Source organism: Ferranicluibacter rubi (genome assembly GCF_011603255.1).
GTDB lineage: Bacteria > Pseudomonadota > Alphaproteobacteria > Rhizobiales > Rhizobiaceae > Ferranicluibacter > Ferranicluibacter rubi.
The window spans coordinates 33118-51309 of the sequence record NZ_JAANCM010000008.1 but is presented as its reverse complement, the minus strand read 5'-3'; the positions used below and the strand labels follow the sequence as shown (position 1 = coordinate 51309).

The 18192-nt window shown below is 65.0% G+C and carries 17 protein-coding genes; 6 read left to right on the top strand and 11 right to left on the bottom strand.

Annotation, left to right across the window (positions count from 1 at the left end):
• Nucleotide 1: 1 nt before the first annotated feature.
• The 7 genes from G8E10_RS15875 to G8E10_RS15845 form a co-directional block, all read right to left on the bottom strand.
• Nucleotides 2-610: a thiamine pyrophosphate-dependent enzyme gene (locus tag G8E10_RS15875; protein WP_110728684.1), complete on the bottom strand. Its 609-nt coding sequence runs from the start codon at nt 608-610 to the stop codon at nt 2-4.
• Nucleotides 607-1107 carry a thiamine pyrophosphate-binding protein gene (locus G8E10_RS15870; RefSeq protein ID WP_110728683.1) on the bottom strand — a complete coding sequence of 167 codons (501 nt, stop codon included), beginning with the start codon at nt 1105-1107 and terminating at the stop codon, nt 607-609. The genes G8E10_RS15875 and G8E10_RS15870 overlap by 4 nt, the downstream gene beginning before the upstream one ends.
• A 93-nt stretch (nt 1108-1200) precedes the next feature.
• Complete coding sequence (locus tag G8E10_RS15865; protein ID WP_110801428.1) at nt 1201-2139, bottom strand: LysR family transcriptional regulator; 939 nt, start codon at nt 2137-2139, stop codon at nt 1201-1203.
• Entirely contained in the window at nt 2139-3938 is a 1800-nt protein-coding gene (locus tag G8E10_RS15860) for an adenine deaminase C-terminal domain-containing protein (RefSeq protein WP_167129986.1), read from the bottom strand. The genes G8E10_RS15865 and G8E10_RS15860 overlap by 1 nt, the downstream gene beginning before the upstream one ends.
• Before the next feature lie 94 nt (nt 3939-4032).
• Nucleotides 4033-4665 carry a glutathione S-transferase family protein gene (locus G8E10_RS15855; RefSeq protein WP_110801430.1) on the bottom strand — a complete coding sequence of 211 codons (633 nt, stop codon included), beginning with the start codon at nt 4663-4665 and terminating at the stop codon, nt 4033-4035.
• Nucleotides 4665-5306 (bottom strand): Rieske (2Fe-2S) protein, encoded by a 642-nt coding sequence (locus G8E10_RS15850; RefSeq protein WP_110801431.1) that lies wholly within the window; start codon nt 5304-5306, stop codon nt 4665-4667. Before G8E10_RS15850 ends, G8E10_RS15855 begins: the two co-directional genes overlap by 1 nt.
• A 21-nt stretch (nt 5307-5327) precedes the next feature.
• On the bottom strand, nt 5328-5567 hold the full coding sequence (locus G8E10_RS15845; RefSeq protein WP_245420119.1) for a hypothetical protein: 240 nt from the start codon (nt 5565-5567) through the stop codon (nt 5328-5330).
• A 407-nt stretch (nt 5568-5974) separates the two neighbouring features.
• Here G8E10_RS15845 and G8E10_RS15840 point away from each other — a divergent pair, with 407 nt between their 5' ends.
• The 5 genes from G8E10_RS15840 (at nt 5975) to G8E10_RS15820 (ending at nt 11831) form a co-directional block, all read left to right on the top strand.
• Entirely contained in the window at nt 5975-7096 is a 1122-nt protein-coding gene (locus G8E10_RS15840) for a BMP family ABC transporter substrate-binding protein (RefSeq protein ID WP_110801432.1), read from the top strand.
• 197 nt (nt 7097-7293) lie between these two features.
• Nucleotides 7294-8817: an ABC transporter ATP-binding protein gene (locus G8E10_RS15835; protein WP_181425228.1), complete on the top strand. Its 1524-nt coding sequence runs from the start codon at nt 7294-7296 to the stop codon at nt 8815-8817.
• A gap of 1 nt (nt 8818) precedes the next feature.
• On the top strand, nt 8819-9859 hold the full coding sequence (locus tag G8E10_RS15830; protein ID WP_110801434.1) for an ABC transporter permease: 1041 nt from the start codon (nt 8819-8821) through the stop codon (nt 9857-9859).
• An 11-nt stretch (nt 9860-9870) separates the two neighbouring features.
• Nucleotides 9871-10806 (top strand): ABC transporter permease, encoded by a 936-nt coding sequence (locus tag G8E10_RS15825; protein WP_110801484.1) that lies wholly within the window; start codon nt 9871-9873, stop codon nt 10804-10806.
• Between the two features lie 167 nt (nt 10807-10973).
• A complete protein-coding gene (locus tag G8E10_RS15820) occupies nt 10974-11831 on the top strand; it encodes an aromatic ring-hydroxylating oxygenase subunit alpha (RefSeq protein WP_110801435.1) in 858 nt (285 codons plus the stop codon).
• 290 nt (nt 11832-12121) lie between these two features.
• On the opposite strand, the gene G8E10_RS15815 is transcribed toward G8E10_RS15820, so the two are convergent.
• The 4 genes from G8E10_RS15815 to G8E10_RS15800 all read right to left on the bottom strand — a co-directional run bounded on the left by G8E10_RS15815 (nt 12122) and on the right by G8E10_RS15800 (nt 16543).
• Entirely contained in the window at nt 12122-12751 is a 630-nt protein-coding gene (locus G8E10_RS15815; RefSeq protein WP_110801485.1) for an isochorismatase family protein, read from the bottom strand.
• Nucleotides 12752-12792: 41 nt separating this feature from the next.
• Nucleotides 12793-14370, bottom strand: a complete 1578-nt coding sequence (locus G8E10_RS15810; RefSeq protein WP_165910697.1) for an amidase — start codon at nt 14368-14370, stop codon at nt 12793-12795.
• Between the two features lie 5 nt (nt 14371-14375).
• Entirely contained in the window at nt 14376-15461 is a 1086-nt protein-coding gene (gene rutA, locus G8E10_RS15805; protein ID WP_110801437.1) for a pyrimidine utilization protein A, read from the bottom strand.
• Between the two features lie 275 nt (nt 15462-15736).
• Nucleotides 15737-16543, bottom strand: coding sequence for a GntR family transcriptional regulator (locus G8E10_RS15800; protein ID WP_110801438.1), 807 nt, complete (start codon nt 16541-16543; stop codon nt 15737-15739).
• A gap of 171 nt (nt 16544-16714) precedes the next feature.
• Between G8E10_RS15800 and G8E10_RS15795 the strand changes: the two genes are divergently transcribed.
• The gene (locus G8E10_RS15795; RefSeq protein ID WP_110801439.1) at nt 16715-17932 is read left to right on the top strand and encodes an MFS transporter; all 1218 of its coding nucleotides are present in this window, start codon (nt 16715-16717) and stop codon (nt 17930-17932) included.
• Nucleotides 17933-18192: the final 260 nt, after the last annotated feature.

Here is an 18192-nt window from a genome sequence, read left to right as displayed (position 1 = left end):
TCTAGTTGTGCTCGCTCGGCCCCATGATGACCACGCTCTCGCTGGCCTCCACATGGCGCACAAAAATGTACTTGTCCTCACGCCCGTCGCTGTGCTTGCGCCGGATGTCCGGCTGCACGCTGCCGGCCACCTTGGCGACGACCAGATAAGGCACGTCAGCGGACAGGCCGGCCTGGCAATGGGCGTCGAATTCCTCCACCGTTCTGGCGGTAAACGCATTGTCCACGCCGCAACCGCGCGCGATGGCAGCGATGTCGACGCGGCCGAAGGCCGTGTGTGTCGGAGGGCCGCCGATCGACTGGTAGCACTCGTTGTCCCAGACGACGACGAACAGGTTCTTCGGCTGCTCGTTGCCGAGGGTCGCCAGAATGCCGAGATTGAACATCATGCCGCCATCGGTATCGAGCGAGACCACGCGCCGGTGCGGCAGACCGGCCGCAAGCCCGAAGGCCTGCGGCGTGACGCAGCCGAGCTGCTGCTGGAAGAGGCTCGCCGTGCGCATGTGCGGGGCGGCATTGTACCACTCGTCGACGCTGCCGCCGAGCGACAGGATCACCAGCTCGTCCTTCAGTCGGGCGGCGAGCGCCGTCATGCAGTCGAAACGCTTCATCGCACGATCTCCCCGCCAAGCGCGATCGCCGAATGGTAGTAACCGGCATAGGACCAATTGTAGGCATCGACGATCGCCCGCTCGATGGCGTCTTCCTCGCGCACCACGCGGTAGGGAATGCGCAGCGCGTCGAGCACCGGCTCCATGGTGATGCCGTGGGGGATCGCCCACCAGTTGTTCTCGCCAAGCTCGCCGCGATAACTCATGAGCATCACCACCGGAATGCCGGCACCGAGACCCATGCGGGCGAGCGGCTCGACGGCGGCGCGCAGGCCGGAATTCTCCATCACCAGCGCGGCGCGCTTGCCCGAAAGGAACACGCCGCCGCAGATGGCCGCGCCCTCGCCCTCGTTGGTGACGCGGATGGTGCGGATGTCGGGGTCGGCGTCGAGCGCCGGATAGAGTTCCTTGAACAGCGAGTCCGGCAGGTAGCAGACGATGCTGACGCCCGCCTTCTTCAACCCCCGGATCACCGCATCGACGGCCGATTGCTTCATGATGCATCCTTTCGAGGCGAACAGGGTGGCAAGAACGCAGTGTTCCGAATAGTCCATGATTTCGTTACGAAGCGGTGCGCTCAGCGCAACACCTCAGCCCGCTTCCCCGGTGGCGTCGCGCAGGCGGTCGAGATGTCCTCCGAGCACGCGGCCGAGCGCAGAGGAGGCCGGCGACATTTCCTTTTCGGTGCGCGAGAGCAGCATGAGCTTGCGCAGCGAGAGCTTCGGATCGCGCAGAGGCACGAAGCCCAAGGTGCCCTCGGCGATATCCTGCTCGATGCCGACGCGGGTCTGGAGCACGAGCCCGAGATCGCGCTTGGCAAGGTCCGTCATCAGCGCGATGGAATTGGTGCGGGCGCGCTGGTTCAACTCGGCAAAGGTGCGCCCGAAGGCCTCCTCCACCCAGGCGCCGAGCGTCAGGCTCGCATCCGACAGGATGACGCGCTCGCCGGCGAGGTCCGACATGCGCAGGTCGGCCTTCCCGGCCAGCCGGTGGTTGGGCCGGGTGACCACGCCGAGCGGCAGCGACACCATGCCGATGCGTCGCACATTGCGCGGCACCCGGATGTCGAAGACGAGGCCGAGATCGCATTCGCCTTCGGCTACGGCATTGGCCACCTGCTGGGAACTCATCACCCGCACATCGACGGCGATGCCGGGATGCGATCGCCAGAAGGCCTCGAGCGCCTCCGGCATCAGCCCGCGCGACACGCTTTCGATAATCGCCACCGACACCGTGCCGCGGTGCAGGCCATGCAGCTCGTTGATCTCGTTGCAGGCGCGGTCGAGCTCGGAAAAGCTCTGGCGGGCATGGTAGAGCATCAGCTCGCCGGCGCTCGTCAGCTTCAGCCGCTGGCGCACCCGCTCGAACAGCGGCAGGCCGAGTTCCTCTTCCAGCTGCTTGATGATGCGGCTGACCGAGGAGGGCGCGACATTGAGCATCTGGGCGGCCTGCCGCATCGAGCCCAGCCGTGCCACCAGCTGGAAATAATGGATGCGGATGGCGACGAGGCCCAGCCGGTAGGGGTCCATCAGACCGGCTCGAACAGAGGCTGCAGCGCCATCTGCGGCACCAGCACATTGCCCTTATCGGTGATGCGGATTTCCGGAATGACCGACAGGGGGATGAGGTTGAAACCCATATAAGGAATGGTGCAGCCGGCCTTCTCCCATTCGATTTTCAGACGTTTCACCTCTTCCGCCACCGCATGGACGCGCTTGTCGGAGAGAAGCCCCGCGATCGGCAGTTCCACCATCGCGGTCACCACCCCGTCCATGACGACGCAGACGCCGCCCTGCACCGCCTCGATCGCGTCCAGCGCCACCTGCATGTCGGCCTCGCTGGCACCGGCAACGATGATGTTGTGGCTGTCATGGCCGACCGAGGAGGCGACCGCGCCACGCTTGAGGCTGAAATTGCTGAGCAGGCCATGGCCGACATTGCCGTCCGATTTGCCGTGCCGCTCCACCACGGTCACGAAGCAGAGGCCATGGCGGTCGAAGTGGGTCTGCCAGTCGTTGGCGGGTTCGAGCACGACGGGCACATGGCCGAGCATGATGCCGGGCAGCTCTGTGCGGATCGTGTGGGCGATCACCGTCTCGGTCGGCAGATCGGGCGTGAGCTTCAGGCCCTTGGGCAGTTTCACGGTGCTATAGGCGGCGTCCGGATAGCGGTAGGGACGGGACAGGGTCTCCTCCAGCACGGGGGTGATCTTCCGCTGATCGACCACCAGTTCGCCGCCATACCAGGTGCTGACCGGGGAGAGATCGTCGCTCAGAAGCACGAGATCGGCGCGGCGCCCGCCGCCCATGCCGCCGATCTCGCCATCCATGCCGAAGCGGGTGGCGCCATGCAGCGAGCCCATCGACCAGGCCTGTTCGGGCGTCATGCCGGCCTTCACCGCCTCGCGCACCACCCAGTCGAGCCCGAAGAACAGGAGGTCGTCCGCATCGCGGTCGTCGGTGCAGACAGCAACACGTTTGTGGGACGCGCCAAGCTCAGTGATCGTCCGGATCGCATGCGGCAGGGAATGCCAGGCGGTCGTCGGCGGGCCGCCACGCAGGAACAGCCAGATACCGGCCTCCAGCAGGTCGTCGGCGATCTCCCGGTCGATGGCTTCGTGGGTGTCGGTGACGCCGGAGGCGGCATAGGCGGCGACGAATTCGCGGCCATAGACATGGCCGGAGACCGGCCGGCCGCGCGAGAGCGCCGCCGCCAGGATGGCATGGGCGCGCTCGTCGCCCATGGCGACGGGAACGAAATCCATCTTCTCGCCGAGAGCCACGGCTTCCGGCCACGCATCGAACAGCGCGGCGATCTTGCCTGGCGTCAGATCGCCGCCGGCGGTTTCAAGTTCGGGCGAGGTGGCGGGAACCGTGCTCGGAACGGTAAGGAAGATCGACAATGGCGCATGGCGCGCATCCTCCAGCATCGCCTCCACACCCGCCACGTCCATTACATTACCGATCTCGTGGCTGTCGCAGAAGATCGTCGTCGTGCCGTTGAGAAGGGCGGCCTCGGCATAGGCGCAGGCCGTCACCATGCTGGATTCGATATGGATATGCGGATCGACCAGCCCCGGCGCGAGAATCCCGCCCCGCGCATCGTAACGCTTCGCCCCGCCCTTGTGGCTTCCCGCGGGTTTGACGGCGGCGATGCGTCCGCCCGAAATCCAGATCTCCCGCTCGGGCAGGATCCGCTCGGAATAGGTGGAGAGTACCCGCGCGTCCCCGATGACGAGGTCGGGATCGCGGCGCCCGGACGCGACATCGGCAAGCCTGCGCGTCATTGTGGAGAGCGGCTGGACGGAAAAGCGGGTGAGAGGCTGCATGGCGATCTCCGGGGATGGGTTGAGATGAGCGTGACGGGTTGGTCTGTCTGTCTTTTCTCCCGCAGAACCGGCCGATCCTCCCGATCGTCCAGCCCTAATGATAATCCGGGATGCCCGGCATCGTGATGAAGCCGTCGAGCGCGCGGACGCGGCGGATCCAGCGGCGCAAGGCGGGGAACGCGTCGTGATCGACGCCGTAATCGCGACTGAGTGCGAAAGAGGGAAAAAGGGCAAGGTCGGCGAGGGTCGCCCCGTCGCCGCAGAACCAGTCCTGCCCGTCGAAATGCCGCAGCGTCATGTGGTCGTCCATGGTGCGGAACGCCGCGCGTGCCCGTCTACGCAAGGCGTCCGCATCGCCGGGGGCGGCGAACATCGCGTTCAGTCGCGCCTGGAACGCCGGTGCGAGTGCGATTTCGGAAAAGCCGAGCCACGTGACGACGGCGCCGAATTCGGCCGGCGCCTCCGGCAGAAAACGGCCCGCCGGGTCGTAGGCCTTGGCCAGATACATCAGGATCGCCGCCGTACCGTGCAGAACGAGGCCGTCGTGTTTGAGAACCGGGAGCGTGCCCTGCGGATTGAGCGCCAGCATGGCCGGCTTCAACTGCTCCTGCCCCGGAAACATATCGACTGCGACCGGATCGACGTTGCACCGGAGCAGCGACAGCAGCAGGCGGACGCGATAGCTCGCCTCGTCCAGTTCGTAATGGTAGAGTGTCGGCTGCGCCATCAGGCCACCTCGCTCGTGGTTTCCAGCCGGAAGCGCAACGCCTCCGCCCAGCGCGCATGATGCTTCTGCCGCGCGACCGGGTGGGGCTCCGCGCCGAGGAGGACGAGATGCGCGCACGTGCGGTCAGAAGTGACCGCCTGCACAGCCACCAGCAGCGTGTCTCCATCCACTGTGATCACCGCCGCCGGACCTTCGAGCCCCAGCTCTGTCTGGACAGCGAACGCCGCACAGTCGATCGAGACGCTACGCACCGGGGTAAAGCCGGTATCCGCCCCGAAATCCGGCAGAAGCGCATCCGCAGAGGCGGTCGCCCAGACGATGCCGTATTTTTCCGCGACCCGGTAGAGCGGCACCTTGATGGTCTGCGGCACATCAAGCTTCGGATGCGCCGGGATGTAGCGACACTGGCCGGCCGCGTCGTACTGCCAGCCGTGATAAAGACAGGCGATGTGGTCGCCGCGCACGAAGCCGAACGACAGACGCATGCCGCGATGCGGGCAGCGATCCTCCCAGACATGCGCCGTGCCGCCGGTGTCGCGCCACACGACGATCTCGCTGCCCGAGACGACGGCGCCTGCCGAGGTTCCCGCCTCGATCGACGACGACAGGGCGACCGGCACCCACCCCTCTTCCAGTCTCATGTCCCGCTCCCGTTCATGCGCTCAACTCCGTTCGACATCGAGGACGATGCAATCCTCGGGCCCGAGGCTGCAGGCCATTTCGAAGGCATCGACAAGGTCGTCCTGACCCCGGACGCGGAAGGTGGCCGCATCCGCATCGCAGGCGCCGACATCGATCTCGATATCCAGCCGCCGGGCGCGGTGCAGCGCGAATTCGGTGAAACTTCCGCACACCATCCGCCCGCGAAACGTGAACCGCGCCGCAGTGCTCATCTCCGACATCGGCGGCCCATCCCTTGCAAAACCAATCCCCGGAGCCCTCAAATTCGCCAGACTGCATAAAAAACTTGCACGTCTTTCTTTTGGGCATTCTAGGCATTTTTTGTCACGGTATTCAAGCCACACACTTTGATCCTGTGTTGCCTTTTGCACATCGCCGTTGCGGGAAAATTTCGGAAATACCGAACAACCCCTGCCACCCGAGGACCGATTTCAGCCGCCAAAAGGCTTTGCGGCACGACGGGGCTGCGAAAACCTGCGTCAGGTCCCTGCCGTTCCCCCGGATTTCCCGTGTCGGCCGGCGCATTGCGAGTGCGGGATCCGCGAGCAGTCGCCAACTGGCACGCAAGTTGCTTGAAAACAAGGCTAGGGCGCGACGTCGCTCGGGAGAACGACCTGAAGGGGATGCCATGATCGACCTGCGTACACTTTCCCGCCGCGGCTTCTTGAATATGAGCGCGGTCGGAGCGGCCTCGCTGATGCTACCGGCCGGCCTTGCCCGCCAGGCGCTGGCGGCGACCGCGCTTCCGGCCATTGCCGAAGAAGACGCTGTGATCGGCTTCGGCCATGTCGGCCCCATTTCCGACGAGGGCTGGACCTGGTCGCACCATCAGGGCCTGCTGGCCGTCAAGGAAGCCTATCCGAAGCTCAAGAAGATACTCGAAGTCGAGAACATTCCCTATTCCGCCGATGCGACGCGCACCTATCGGCAGTTCGTTTCGGAAGGCGCCAACCTGATCTTCGACACCTCGTCGAACGGCGACTTCCTGCACGAGGTGGTCAAACGCGCCACGGACGTCGCCTTCCTGGAATGCAACGGCCATATCACCATGGACAATCTGGGCTGGTACTACCTTGCCCACTGGTATCCGACCTATGTGCTGGGCGTGGCGGCAGGCCACCTGTCGAAGACCGGCAAGCTCGGCTATGTCGCGTCCTTCCCCGTGGCCTCCGTCTACGCCTCCACCAACGCCTTCCTGATGGGTGCGCGCACCGTCAATCCCCAGGCGACGCTGCAGACCATCGTCATCAATTCCTGGTTCGATCCGCAGGCCGCGACCCAGGCCGGCACGGCGCTGATCGACAATGGCTGCGACTTCCTGTTCGGCATCATGGACGAGGCCGGCTACCTGCAGGTCGCCGAAAAGCGCGGCGTCTGGGCCGCGATGTGGAACACCGACATCCGCCGCTACGGCCCCAATTCATACGTCTCCTCTGTCATCATCGACTTCAAGAAATTCTATGTCGATCAGGTCGGCAAGCGATTGGCAGGCACTTGGACGCCGAGCGAGACGCTGCTGGCCATGGGTGCCGGCGTCGATCGCGACGCATGGGGCGAGAAAGTGCCGACCGATGTCGGCAAGGCCGCCGACGCCGTGCGCGACAAGATCCTTTCGGGCTGGTCGCCGTTCGAGGGCGAGATCAAGGATGCCACCGGCACGGTCCGCGTCGCCGCCGGGCAGAAGATGACCGAACTGGAACTGTACAATTGGGACTGGTCCGTCGAGGGCGTTTCGGGGCTGACCTCTTAAGATCCGCATCATGTGAAGACCCCGCCCCAATGCTTCTCGACAGGCGGTTCGGAAGGGGCGGGTCGAAACCCGGCCCCGCCCGCCTTGCCTGAGCCGAAGCGTTCCCGCGTCCACCATCACAGCCCACAAGGTCCCTGGCCCTGTCGACATCCCCTCACGCACCCCGTTTCCAACCCGCTCCCGGCACGCCGCCTCTCGTGCAGTTGAGGGGGATCGCCAAGTATTTTCCGGGCGTCGTCGCCAACGAGAATGTCCATCTGGAGGTCATGCCGGGCGAGATCCATGCGCTGCTCGGGGAGAACGGCGCCGGCAAGTCGACACTGATGAACATCCTCACCGGCATCTACCAGCCGGATGCCGGCGAGATCATCATCGACGGCTATGCGAAGCAGTTCTCGACGCCGGTACAGGCGATCGCGGCCGGCATCGGCATGGTTCACCAGCATTTCAAACTGGTTCAGGCCTTCACGGTGGCCGAAAACATCCATCTCGGCTGGTCGGACACGCCGCGCCGCGCCTCCACCCATGTTCTGGAAGCGCGCACGCAGGCGCTCGCCGCCCGGTTCAACCTGGCGACCCGCCCCGGCGCACGGGTCAGCGACCTTTCGACCGGCGAGCAGCAACGCGTGGAAATCCTGCGGGTGCTCGCCCGCGATGCCCGCGTGCTGATCCTCGACGAACCCACGGCGGTGCTGACGCCGGCCGAAGCGCGCGAACTGTTCAAGGCGCTGCGGGTGTTCGCCGCCGCCGGCAATGCCGTGATCTTCATCAGCCACAAGCTGGACGAGGTGCTGGAGATCTCCGACCGCGTCTCGATCCTGCGCGGCGGCCGCAAGATCGCCACCGAAAACACAGCCGACTGCACGCCCCGCCTGCTGGCGCGGCGCATGGTCGGGCGCGATATCGTGCTCGCCGACATGCGCCAGCGGGCGCCGGGCGCCCGCCCGGTGTCGGCAACTCCGGTGGTGAGCCTCGAAAACGTGTCGGCCCTCGGCGATGGCGGCCATCTGGCGCTGAGCGGCATTTCGCTCGACATCCGCGCCGGCGAGATCGTCGGCATCGCGGGTGTCGCGGGCAACGGGCAGCGCGAGCTGAGCCAGGTGCTGACCGGGATCCGTCCTGCCAGCGCCGGGCGCATCCTGATCGAGGGCCGAGAGGTTGCCGCGAGCGATCCCGCCGCCTTTGCCGAAAGCGGGATCGGCCACATTCCCGAAGACCGGCTGCACAGCGGCCTTGCGCCCGCGCTTAGCATCACCGTCAACGCCGTGATGCGGGAATACAGGCGACCGCCGGTCTCGCAGGGCGGCATCTACCGGCCCACCGCGGCCACGGCGCTCGCCCGCGAGATCGCGGCCGCCGCCGAGGTCACCATTCCGGATTTCGGCATGCCGGTGCGAAATCTTTCCGGCGGCAACCAGCAGCGGCTGGTGGCGCGACGCGAGATCCGCATCGCCAGCAAGGTGCTCGTTGCCGCCTATCCGAGCCGCGGCCTCGACGTCGGCGCGATCAACACGATGCTGCGCTACATCGTCGAGCTGCGCGATGCCGGCGCCGGCATCGTCCTCATCTCCGAAGAGCTGGAAGAGCTGCTCAACCTGTCGGACCGCATCGCCGTTCTCTACGAGGGAAAGATCATGGGCATCCTCGACAACGACAGGACCGATATCGACGAGATCGGCCTGATGATGGGCGGCCGAATGCGCATCTCCGGAGCCGCCTGACATGGCCACCTTCCGCTTCCAGCGCATCCCCTCCGCCTCGTCCGGCGTCGCCTTTGCGGCGCGTGCTGCCGCCATCCTGCTGGCCCTCGCCGTCGCCGGTCTCATTCTGGCAGCGACCGGGGCCGATCCGCTCGACCTCGGCTGGCAGGTGATCTCTGCGAGCTTCAGCTCCAGCTTCGGCCTGGAGGATCTGGCGCTGCTGGTCACGCCGCTGATCCTGACCGGCCTGTCGGTCGCCGTCGCTCAACAGATCGGCGCCTGGAATATCGGCGCCGAGGGCCAGTTCTATGCCGGCGCCTTCGGGGCGGCGGTGGTCGGCCTGTTCGTGCCCGGCCCGCCGGCCTTCATCCTTCCCGCCATGTTCGCGGCGGGGTTGCTGGGCGGCGCGCTGTGGATCCTGATCCCGACGCTTGCCCGCGCCTATGCCAATGTCAACGAGCTGATCACCACGCTGCTCCTCAACTTCGTCGCCATCCTCCTCGTCTTCTACGTCTCCACCAGCGTCTGGCGCGACCGCACCGCCAATTCCGCAACGCCGCGCATGTCCGCTGAAATCCCCGAATTCTGGGGCTCGGTTCACTGGGGCCTGCCGATCGCGGTTCTGGTCGCCGTCGCGGTCGGCCTGTGTCTCGCCTTTTCGCGCTGGGGCTATGAGGTGCGCCTCGTCGGCTCCAATCCGTCGGCGGCAAAATATGCGGGGATCCCGGTGCGCCGGCACCTGATCGCGGTCATGCTGCTGTCGGGCGCGATCGCCGGCCTGGCCGGCATGCTGGAGGTGGCAGGCACCGTTCACCGGCTGCAGGGCGGCATTTCCAACAATTACGGCTATCTCGGCATCATGGTCGCGGTGCTCGCACGCTCCTCGGCCATCGGTGTCATCTTTTCGGCCGCGCTGATGGCCTTCATCCTCAACTCCGGCATCATCCTGCAGACGCAGGGGCTGACGACCTCGGCGGTGCTGGCCATTACCGGGCTCATTCTGTTTCTCACCGCCATCGGCGACGAACTCGCCCATTATCGCATCACGCGCGACAAGGCGTGAAGGAGCAGACGATGGATCTTCTCACCGGCCTCTTTACCACAGCCTTCCTTGCAGGCGGCGTGCTGGCCCTAGCTGCCCTCGGCGAAGTGCTGGCCGAGCGGGTCGGCGTCGTCAACCTGGGCGTCGAGGGTCTGATGGCGATGGGCGCGCTGACCGCGATTGCCACCGTCGCCGCCGTGCCCTCGCCCAGCATCGGCTTTCTGGCGGCGCTGGCCGTCGGCGCGCTGTTCGGCATGGTGTTTGCTTTTGCGACCGTGATCCTGCGCGCCAACCAGGTGCTGTGCGGGCTGGCGCTGACGCTGATGGGCAGCGGTCTTGCCTCCACCATCGGCCGTGCCTATTCCGGCATGCCGGCCCGCGCCGTCTTCCCGGGCGTCGAGGTGCCGATCCTCAGCACCCTCCCCGTTCTCGGCAAGGCGTTCTTCTCGCAAAACATCCTCGTCTACCTGATCTACATCATCCTGCCGGTCGGGCTGTCGATCCTGATGTTCCGGACTCGCCACGGGCTGAACCTGCGCGCCGTCGGCGAGAACCCGGCGGCGGCCGATGCGGCAGGCATTCCCGTAACGCTGATCCGCTTTGCCTATGTCACCGCCGGCTCGGCGCTCGCGGCGGGCGCCGGAGCTTATCTGACCCTGACCTTCGTGCCCTCCTGGTCGGACGGCGTGGTAGCCGGTCGCGGCTGGATCGCCGTGGCGCTGGTGATCTTTGCGGGCTACCGGCCGATCCCGGCCGTGCTGTCGGGCCTCCTGTTCGGCTTCATCACCGCGCTCGGCTTCGTCGGGCAGGCGCGCGGCTGGCCGGTCGCGCCCGCCTTTCTCTCCATGCTGCCCTATCTCGGCACCGTGGCCTTCATCATCGTGCCGGTGCTCGCCTTCCAGCGCATGCGCCGCATCATGGCCGCCCCCGCCGCCCTCGGCCTGCCCTATTATCGCGACGTTCGCTGACCGGAGACCGCTCATGTCCATGCCGCGCGTGAAACACATCGCCCCTCTCGCGACCGTCAGCGGCGCTGTTCGCGCGCAGGCGGTTCAGGCTATAGTGCCTGCAAACAGACGGACGGCCGGGCATCAGACCGTGATGAACCGGATCCACGACCAATAGGAGGCGTCGCATGAACACCTGTTCGGACAAGGCCGCGCTCGATCAATGGTATCCGCTGGCGACCGAGGCGGACCTGCCCTGCGGCACGACCACGACCCGGCTTCTCGGCACGGAGCTCTCGGTCAGGCGCACAGGCGATGGCACCATCACCGTCATGGCGGAGGGGCGCAACGATCCACTGCCGACGATCCGCCGCTTCGGCCTGCTCTGGGCGACGCCCGGCACCCCGGCCGGCGGGCTGTTCTCGCTGCCCGAGGCCGACGAGGCCGACCGGCGCGTGGTCAATTGCGGCACCGTGGCGGTGCACGCCTCCGGCTTGCGCATCGTGGAAAACTTCCTCGACATGGCGCATTTTCCCTTCGTCCACACCGATATTCTCGGCGCCGAACCGCACACGGAGGTGCTGCATTACAATGCCGAAATCCGCCGCGACGTGGACGAGGTCTGGGCGACCAACTGCCAGTTCTTCCAGCCGCAGGCAGCGCTGTCTGCGACATCCGGCATCATGACCGACTATATCTACCGGGTCATGACCCCGTTTGCGACGCTGCTTTACAAGACCTGCCCGAATGCCGCCAACCGCTGGGACGTGATCTGCCTGTTCGTTCAGCCGCTCGATCCCGACCGCTGCATCGCCCATCCGGTGATGTTCCTGATCGACGACGTCTCGACCACCACCGAGCTTGTGCAGTTCCAGCAACTGATCTTCCTGCAGGACCGGATCATCCTCGAGAACCAGCGTCCTCTCCTTTTGCCGATGGAGCCCCGCGCGGAGATCCCGACGCGCGCCGACGCCTCGTCCATTGCCTATCGCCGCTGGCTGAAGGAGAAGGGCATCACCTACGGTACAACGACGATGGCGGCGTAACCGGGCCGAAGACCGGAGCATCTGCGCCCAGTCACGCTGCTTGCCTCCGGACACCGCGACCATCAGACATCACGGACAGCCACCGCTATACGGCGTCGCCGCCGATGACTTCGGTTCCAAGATCGCCCTGCTCGAAAGGGGTACGCCGTGCCGGAGATAGTGTCGTGGGATCTGGTTCGCGTTTTCCTCGCTCTGTCGCGGCTGCAGAAGTTCGAATCCGCACTTTCCCCACCGCGATCACGATGTCAGCTTGGCGGAGGACCGGTGGTTTCCCCCAGTAGAAGCCCTTCTCACGAAAGACCGTCGAAATGCGCAAGAATGTCCGCTTCGGAGACGACATCGGCGTATTTTGCGTTCATGTCGAAAAGGTTGGCCTCGTGGGGTGCGGGGTGGCGGTCGCCGCAGGCGTCGCGGACCACGGTCGTGATGAACCCGTGCGACATGGCATCGACGCAGGATGCGCGGACGCAGCCGCTGGTTGTCAATCCCGTGAGCACAACGTTATCGACGCCCATAGACGTCAGAAGTGGTGCCAGTGAGGTGCCGAAGAAGGCGCTTGGATACTGCTTGGTGACGATGAATTCGTCGCTTTCGGGCACGAGCCCGTTCGGCCAGCGGCCGAGCGGGTTTCCGGCGGTGAAGCAGGCCAGCGGCTTGGCTTTCTGGAAGAACCGGCCGCCATCGGCGCCGCTCGGGTGAAGAACGACACCGGTCAGAATGACGGGAATGCCTTTCGACCGGGCGCGTTCGCGAATGCGTAGCGCGCTTGCCAGTGCAGCATCGACCCCGGCATAAAGCGGGCTTTCCGGTTCGAAATAGGCTTGGACGAAATCGACCAAGACCAAGGCCGGCTTCCGTCCGAAGCCGATCCTGTTGTCATAGGCATTCCGGTAGTTATCGAGCAGATCGTCGGCGGACATCGTGGTTGCTCCGTGCGTTGCCATCCCTTCGTCAAAGGGCATCATGCGGGCACTTCCAGTCGAGGAGGCAACGCCCTGTGATGGCTGGTCGTCGCCTGAAAGGCGACACCGGCGCGCAGGCAGAGGCCGTCATCCATCGGCCGCCCGACAATCTGGATACCCGTGGGAAGGCCGTGTTGTCCGAGACCGGAGGGGAGCATCAGCGCCGGAAAGCCGGTGAGATCGAAAAGCATGGTGTTCCGGGAGATGATGTCCTGGAAGGGCACGTTCCGGCCATCGACATCCACCGTCAGCGTGTCGAGCCGTCCGGCCTCGCCGCCCAGACCCGGCGTGATCATGAGGTCCATGCCGGCCATCGCCGCCATAACCGTCTCCTGCGCCTGAAGCCTCATCTGCAGCGCGCGTCCGTAGTCCGAAGCGCGGATCTCCATGCCCTGCCGCAGCCGATGCACGAGGCCCACATCGAACAGCGCGGCCCGGTCGATCCGCTCCTCGTGGTAGGTCGCAAGCTCCGACAGCAGGATCGTCCACCCCGCTTTGTGCAAAGGCTCGACGTCGATCTGCGGCATCGGCACCAGTTGGCAGCCGAGCGTCTCGAAGACGGTCAGCGCCGACCGCCAGTTGGAAAGAACATCGGACGACACCTGGTCCGTGAACCAGCCACAGGGAACGCCGATCCGCAGGCCGGCGACATCGGCTGGGCCATGACGGAGGCCTTCGCACTCTGCGCTCAGACCGGCGTCGAACAGTGCGGTCATGACGGGAAAGCTCGCGGCGATGTCCGCAGCGCTTCTCGCCATGGGGCCGACATGATCGAGCGTCCAGGAGAGTGGTGCGACGCCCGCGCGCGACACGCGCTCGCGGCTCGGTTTCAGGCCCGTCGTGCCGCACCAGCAGGAGGGAACGCGGATCGAGCCACCCGTATCGGTGCCAAGCGCCAGCGGCAGGAGCCGCGCGGCAAGGGCGGCACCGGAGCCGGTCGAGGAGCCACCTGTCCAGCGGGTCGCGTCCCAGGGATTGGCGACCGCGCCATAGCGCGGATTGAAAGGGGATCCGGTGGCAAATTCGGTCGTTGCCGTCATGACGAAGGGGATGGCGCCGGCTGCACGAAGTGCTGCGACCACCGGAGCGTCGTCCAAGGCGATCCTGTCGCCGGTGAACATCGAGCCGGACGTGACCCGGGTCTCCGCGACGTCGATGATATCCTTGATGCCGAACGGGATGCCTTCGAGCGGTCGCGCGGTTCCCGCCTGCCATCGCCGGGTGCTCTCCGCTGCGGCCTCGTCCGCTCCCGGCACGCGGGCGAGGATCGCATCGCGCCCGGATGCATCCTCGTCGATCGCGATCCGGAGGGCGGACAAGACATCGGACGGGGTTGTCGTGCCCGCGGCATAGGCGTGCAGGAGATCCCCGACGCCGGCATGACGGACGGAAACCGAAGCTCGCACCGGACGGCCTTCGCGAGACCGCTGGGGTTCGTTCACCAGGACGAACAGATCCTGTCCCGCCAGCGGCGCGGCAGCGGGCACTGTCCGAAAGGGCGCGTCGGCGCGCGTCGGATCCCGCATGCCTGCGGGATCGAGCGTCTCCGGCGCCGGTATCTGCTGAAGCACGGCCATGCCGCTCATTCCGCGGCGATAGCCGTTGCAGTCGCGCGGGTCTGCATCAAGGGCTGGATACGCTCGCCGAACTGGTCGAGACCGACGAGGAAATCGTCGAAGGTCAGCATGATGCCTTTGGTGCCGGGCACGTCGCCAGCTTCGTCCAGCATTCGCGCCACGCTGGCATAGGAGCCGACGAGGGTGCCCATGTTGAAGTTGACGGCGCCTTCGGGGAGATTGATGTGCTTGGCCGTCGAGTTCGGGTCCGCCGTCTGGTCCCGTCCGCCCTGATCCGCCATCCAGGCAAGGGCGTCCACGTCGGCACCGGCGCGATATTTCTCCCACTTCGCCTTGGCAAGCTCGTCCGTTTCATCGGCGATCACCATGAAGAGCACGTAGGCGCCCACGTCGCGGCCGGTCTTTGCCGCCGCCTCGACCAATGTCGTGTTGTTCGGCGCATAGGCTTTCGGCGTATTGATCCCGGCACCCATGACGAAGTTGTAATCGGCATATTCAGCCGCGAACGCCATGCCGCGCGGGCTCTGGCCGGCCGCGACGATCTCGATCTTCCCCTGTGGCGACGGCTTCATCCGGCAGTCGTTCATGGTGAAATGCTTGCCGGAGAAGGTGCATTCGCCCGTTTCCCACAGCTCCTTCATGATGTGGACGTATTCGCTGGCGTAGTCGTAGCGATAGCCGAAATAGGCATCCCCCGGCCACATGCCCATCTGGTCGTATTCGGCCATCTGCCAGCCGGAGACGATGTTGATGCCGAAGCGGCCCGGCGCGACGCTGTCGATCGTGCTCGCCATACGGGCGACGAGAGCCGGCGGCAAGGTGAGAACGGCCGTCGAGGCAAAGAGCTTGATCTTGCTGGTGACCGCGGCAAGGCTTGCCATGAGCGTGAAGGATTCGAGATTGTAGTCCCAGAACTCGGCCTTGCCGCCGAAGCCGCGCAGCTTGATCATCGACAGGGCGAAATCCAGCCCGTAGGCCTCCGCCTTCTGTACCACCTGCTTGTTGAGCTCGAAGCTCGGCATGTATTGCGGCGATTCCGTCGAAATCAGCCAGCCATTGTTTCCAATCGGAATGAAGACGCCAATGTCCATGGAGATACTCCTTTGCAGGATCGAGAGAAGCAGGAGACGTGCAGTATGTACGAACTAATGCAAAATTCGTGAGACCTGTCCAGCGCAAAATTGCTGTATATTTATGCGTGAGTATTATTTGGGCAAATGCATTTTCGCATTGCCGCGACGCTGGTCATCGCCGTCGCTTTCGCGCGAGGAGATGCGGCCACTGGAGAGAATGGCGAAAATTTGCTCATGGAATGGAGGCTACCGGACGCGCCTAGGCGGCGGCGCCGGGCGTTCGCTGTAGCCGATCAGCTTCCGGCGCGCAGCGTCGTCGAATAGGTGAATCGGTCGGCGGGCAGAATCTGGAATGCGTACTCGATCAGGCGGCGGCCGGCGCTGAAATAGCGGCGCGTCACCTGAAGGGCGAGATCGCCGGCCTTGCTGTCGATCTGCGCCGCGATCTCGGCCGTGAGGATGAGCGGCTTGATGTCCTGCTGAATTTCCTGGATCTTCTCGCCGGTATAATCCTCGATCAGATGGAAGATCGCGGATTTTGCGACCTCGAGATCGCGCACGGCAGGCGCCAGACGCGCATCTATATAGACCTCGTTCCACGAATACGGCTTCTGCCGGGTCGCCGGGTAGCGCACCCCGCTCATATGCAGGAACTTGCGGCCGGGCCGGCAGCCGAGCTCCACGGCCAGCCGTCCCTGCGCCGATATCTCTTCTTTGTGGGTAATGACGAATTCGGTCTGGCTGGCAATCTCAAACAGCTCGGACCGCGAATGCGCGATGAAGCGCTTCCCGTCGAAGTTGGACCCTGCCTCGACGCGCGTACCGACACCCTTGCGGGCGGAAAGCTGTCCGCTCGCGCGCAATGTGCCGATGGCCTGGCGGACGGTCTGCCGGCTCACACCCAGTGAGGCGGCCAGCTCGTTTTCCGTCGGCAGGAGCGAGCCGACCGGAAATTCGCCCCGCCGAATGCGCGCTTCGAGATGGTGAGCCACCTGCATATAGAGCGGCGCTGTGACGAGTTCGGGCCTCCAGTCCGCGGCATCGATCGCAACCTTCGTCGGTTCGCCCTCATCCCGTGTCGCCATTGGCGCTTTGTCCATCCGTCTCGCTCGCCTCCCGCTCAGCGTCTTCTTCACCCGTTTTCACCACGGGAGGCAAACGAAATCCAGCATAGCGAAAAGGTAACGTTCCTCGTTGCCGAGAAAGAGGAAATCAATTAGTACGGACATATACAATTCATATGCGTTACCATTCCTGTTGAAAGTCCTTCCATGTCCGACATGCTGGCAGAAGCGGCCGAGCCGCAGCGCGCCTCGTCCCTCCTCCAAACGCTGACCGTCGCCACCCTCGTGCAGATCGTCGCAACGGCCAGCGTGCTTGCCCTGACCGCAATCGCGCCGCTCGTGGCTCTGGATCTCGGCATCGGAGCCCATTGGATCGGCTACCAGATCAGCCTCATCTATGCCTCCGGCATGATTTCGTCCGCGGTCGCCGGCACGCTGGTCCAGCGCTTTGGGCCGGTGCGGATCGAACAGGCGGCGCTCGGCTGCTTCATCTTCGGCTGCATCGGCATCGCCACCGCCATGATTAGCCTGATCGTCATCGGCTCACTGTTGATCGGCATCGGCTACGGGCTCAACAATCCCGCAGCATCAGAAATGCTGAGCCGCGTCACCCCGGCAGCCCGCCGCAACATCGTCTTCTCGCTGAAGCAGAGTGGCGTCCCGCTCGGCGGCATCCTGGCCAGCTTCCTTTTCCCCTATCTGTCCGCCAGGCTCGGCTGGCATGCGGCGCTCCTGGTCGGCGCAGCACTTCCATTTCTCGTCTCGCTGCTGATGATGGCGACGCATGCGGCGGAACCTGTCGCATCCCGCACGCCCACCTCGTTTCGCCGCGGTTTCCTGGACGAGCAGACGATCATCTGGAGAAACCCGAAATTGCGCGCGTTGAGCGCGCTTGGCTTTGCCTACTCCGCCATGCAGCTGTCGGTCTCGGCCTTTGCCGTGGTCACGCTCGTCCACGATGCCGGATGGTCCGTGCTCGCCGCCGGCTCGGTGGCGGCCGCCATGCAGTTTGCCGGTGCGTTCGGCCGCATCTTCTGGGGCGTCGTCGCAGATCGGATTGGTGGCGGCTTTCTCACCCTGGCGCTGCTCGGGCTTCTGGGCGGGCTTGGATATGCCGGTCTCTTCTGGCTGCCAGACATGCCGGCCATCGCCCAGATCGCGCTGTTCGTCGCCATGGGCGGCGTGACCATCGGGTGGAACGGCGTGCTGCTGGCCGAAGTCGCGCGCAACGCGCCGGATGCCCGGGTCGGCGCGATAACCGGCGGTGTTCTCGTCTACACCTTCATCGGAGTCATCGTGGGTCCATCGAGCTTTGCCATGCTCTACGCTCTCATCGGCCACTACGGCGCAAGCTTCCTTACGTTCTCGATGTTCGGGTTCGGCGGCATGCTGGTCGCCTGGCAGGCCCACCGCGCAACCAACTGACATAACAGACATGAAATGTACGGACAAACCGACCTTCGCTATGGTGCGAAGGTCATTTTCCGGCGTTGCATGTCTATGCCGCACGACACCCCTCCTGACCAAGGAAAGAGCGGCCTGCATGTCCGTGGAGCAGAATTGCACAGTTTATATGCAGGAAACTTTTTTAGGCAAATACGGTTGACGGCCGACCGAATAAGTACGTACATTATCCCTACGACTTTCGTTCAGGCAGACCATGGGGCTCGCACTGAAGAGCCGGA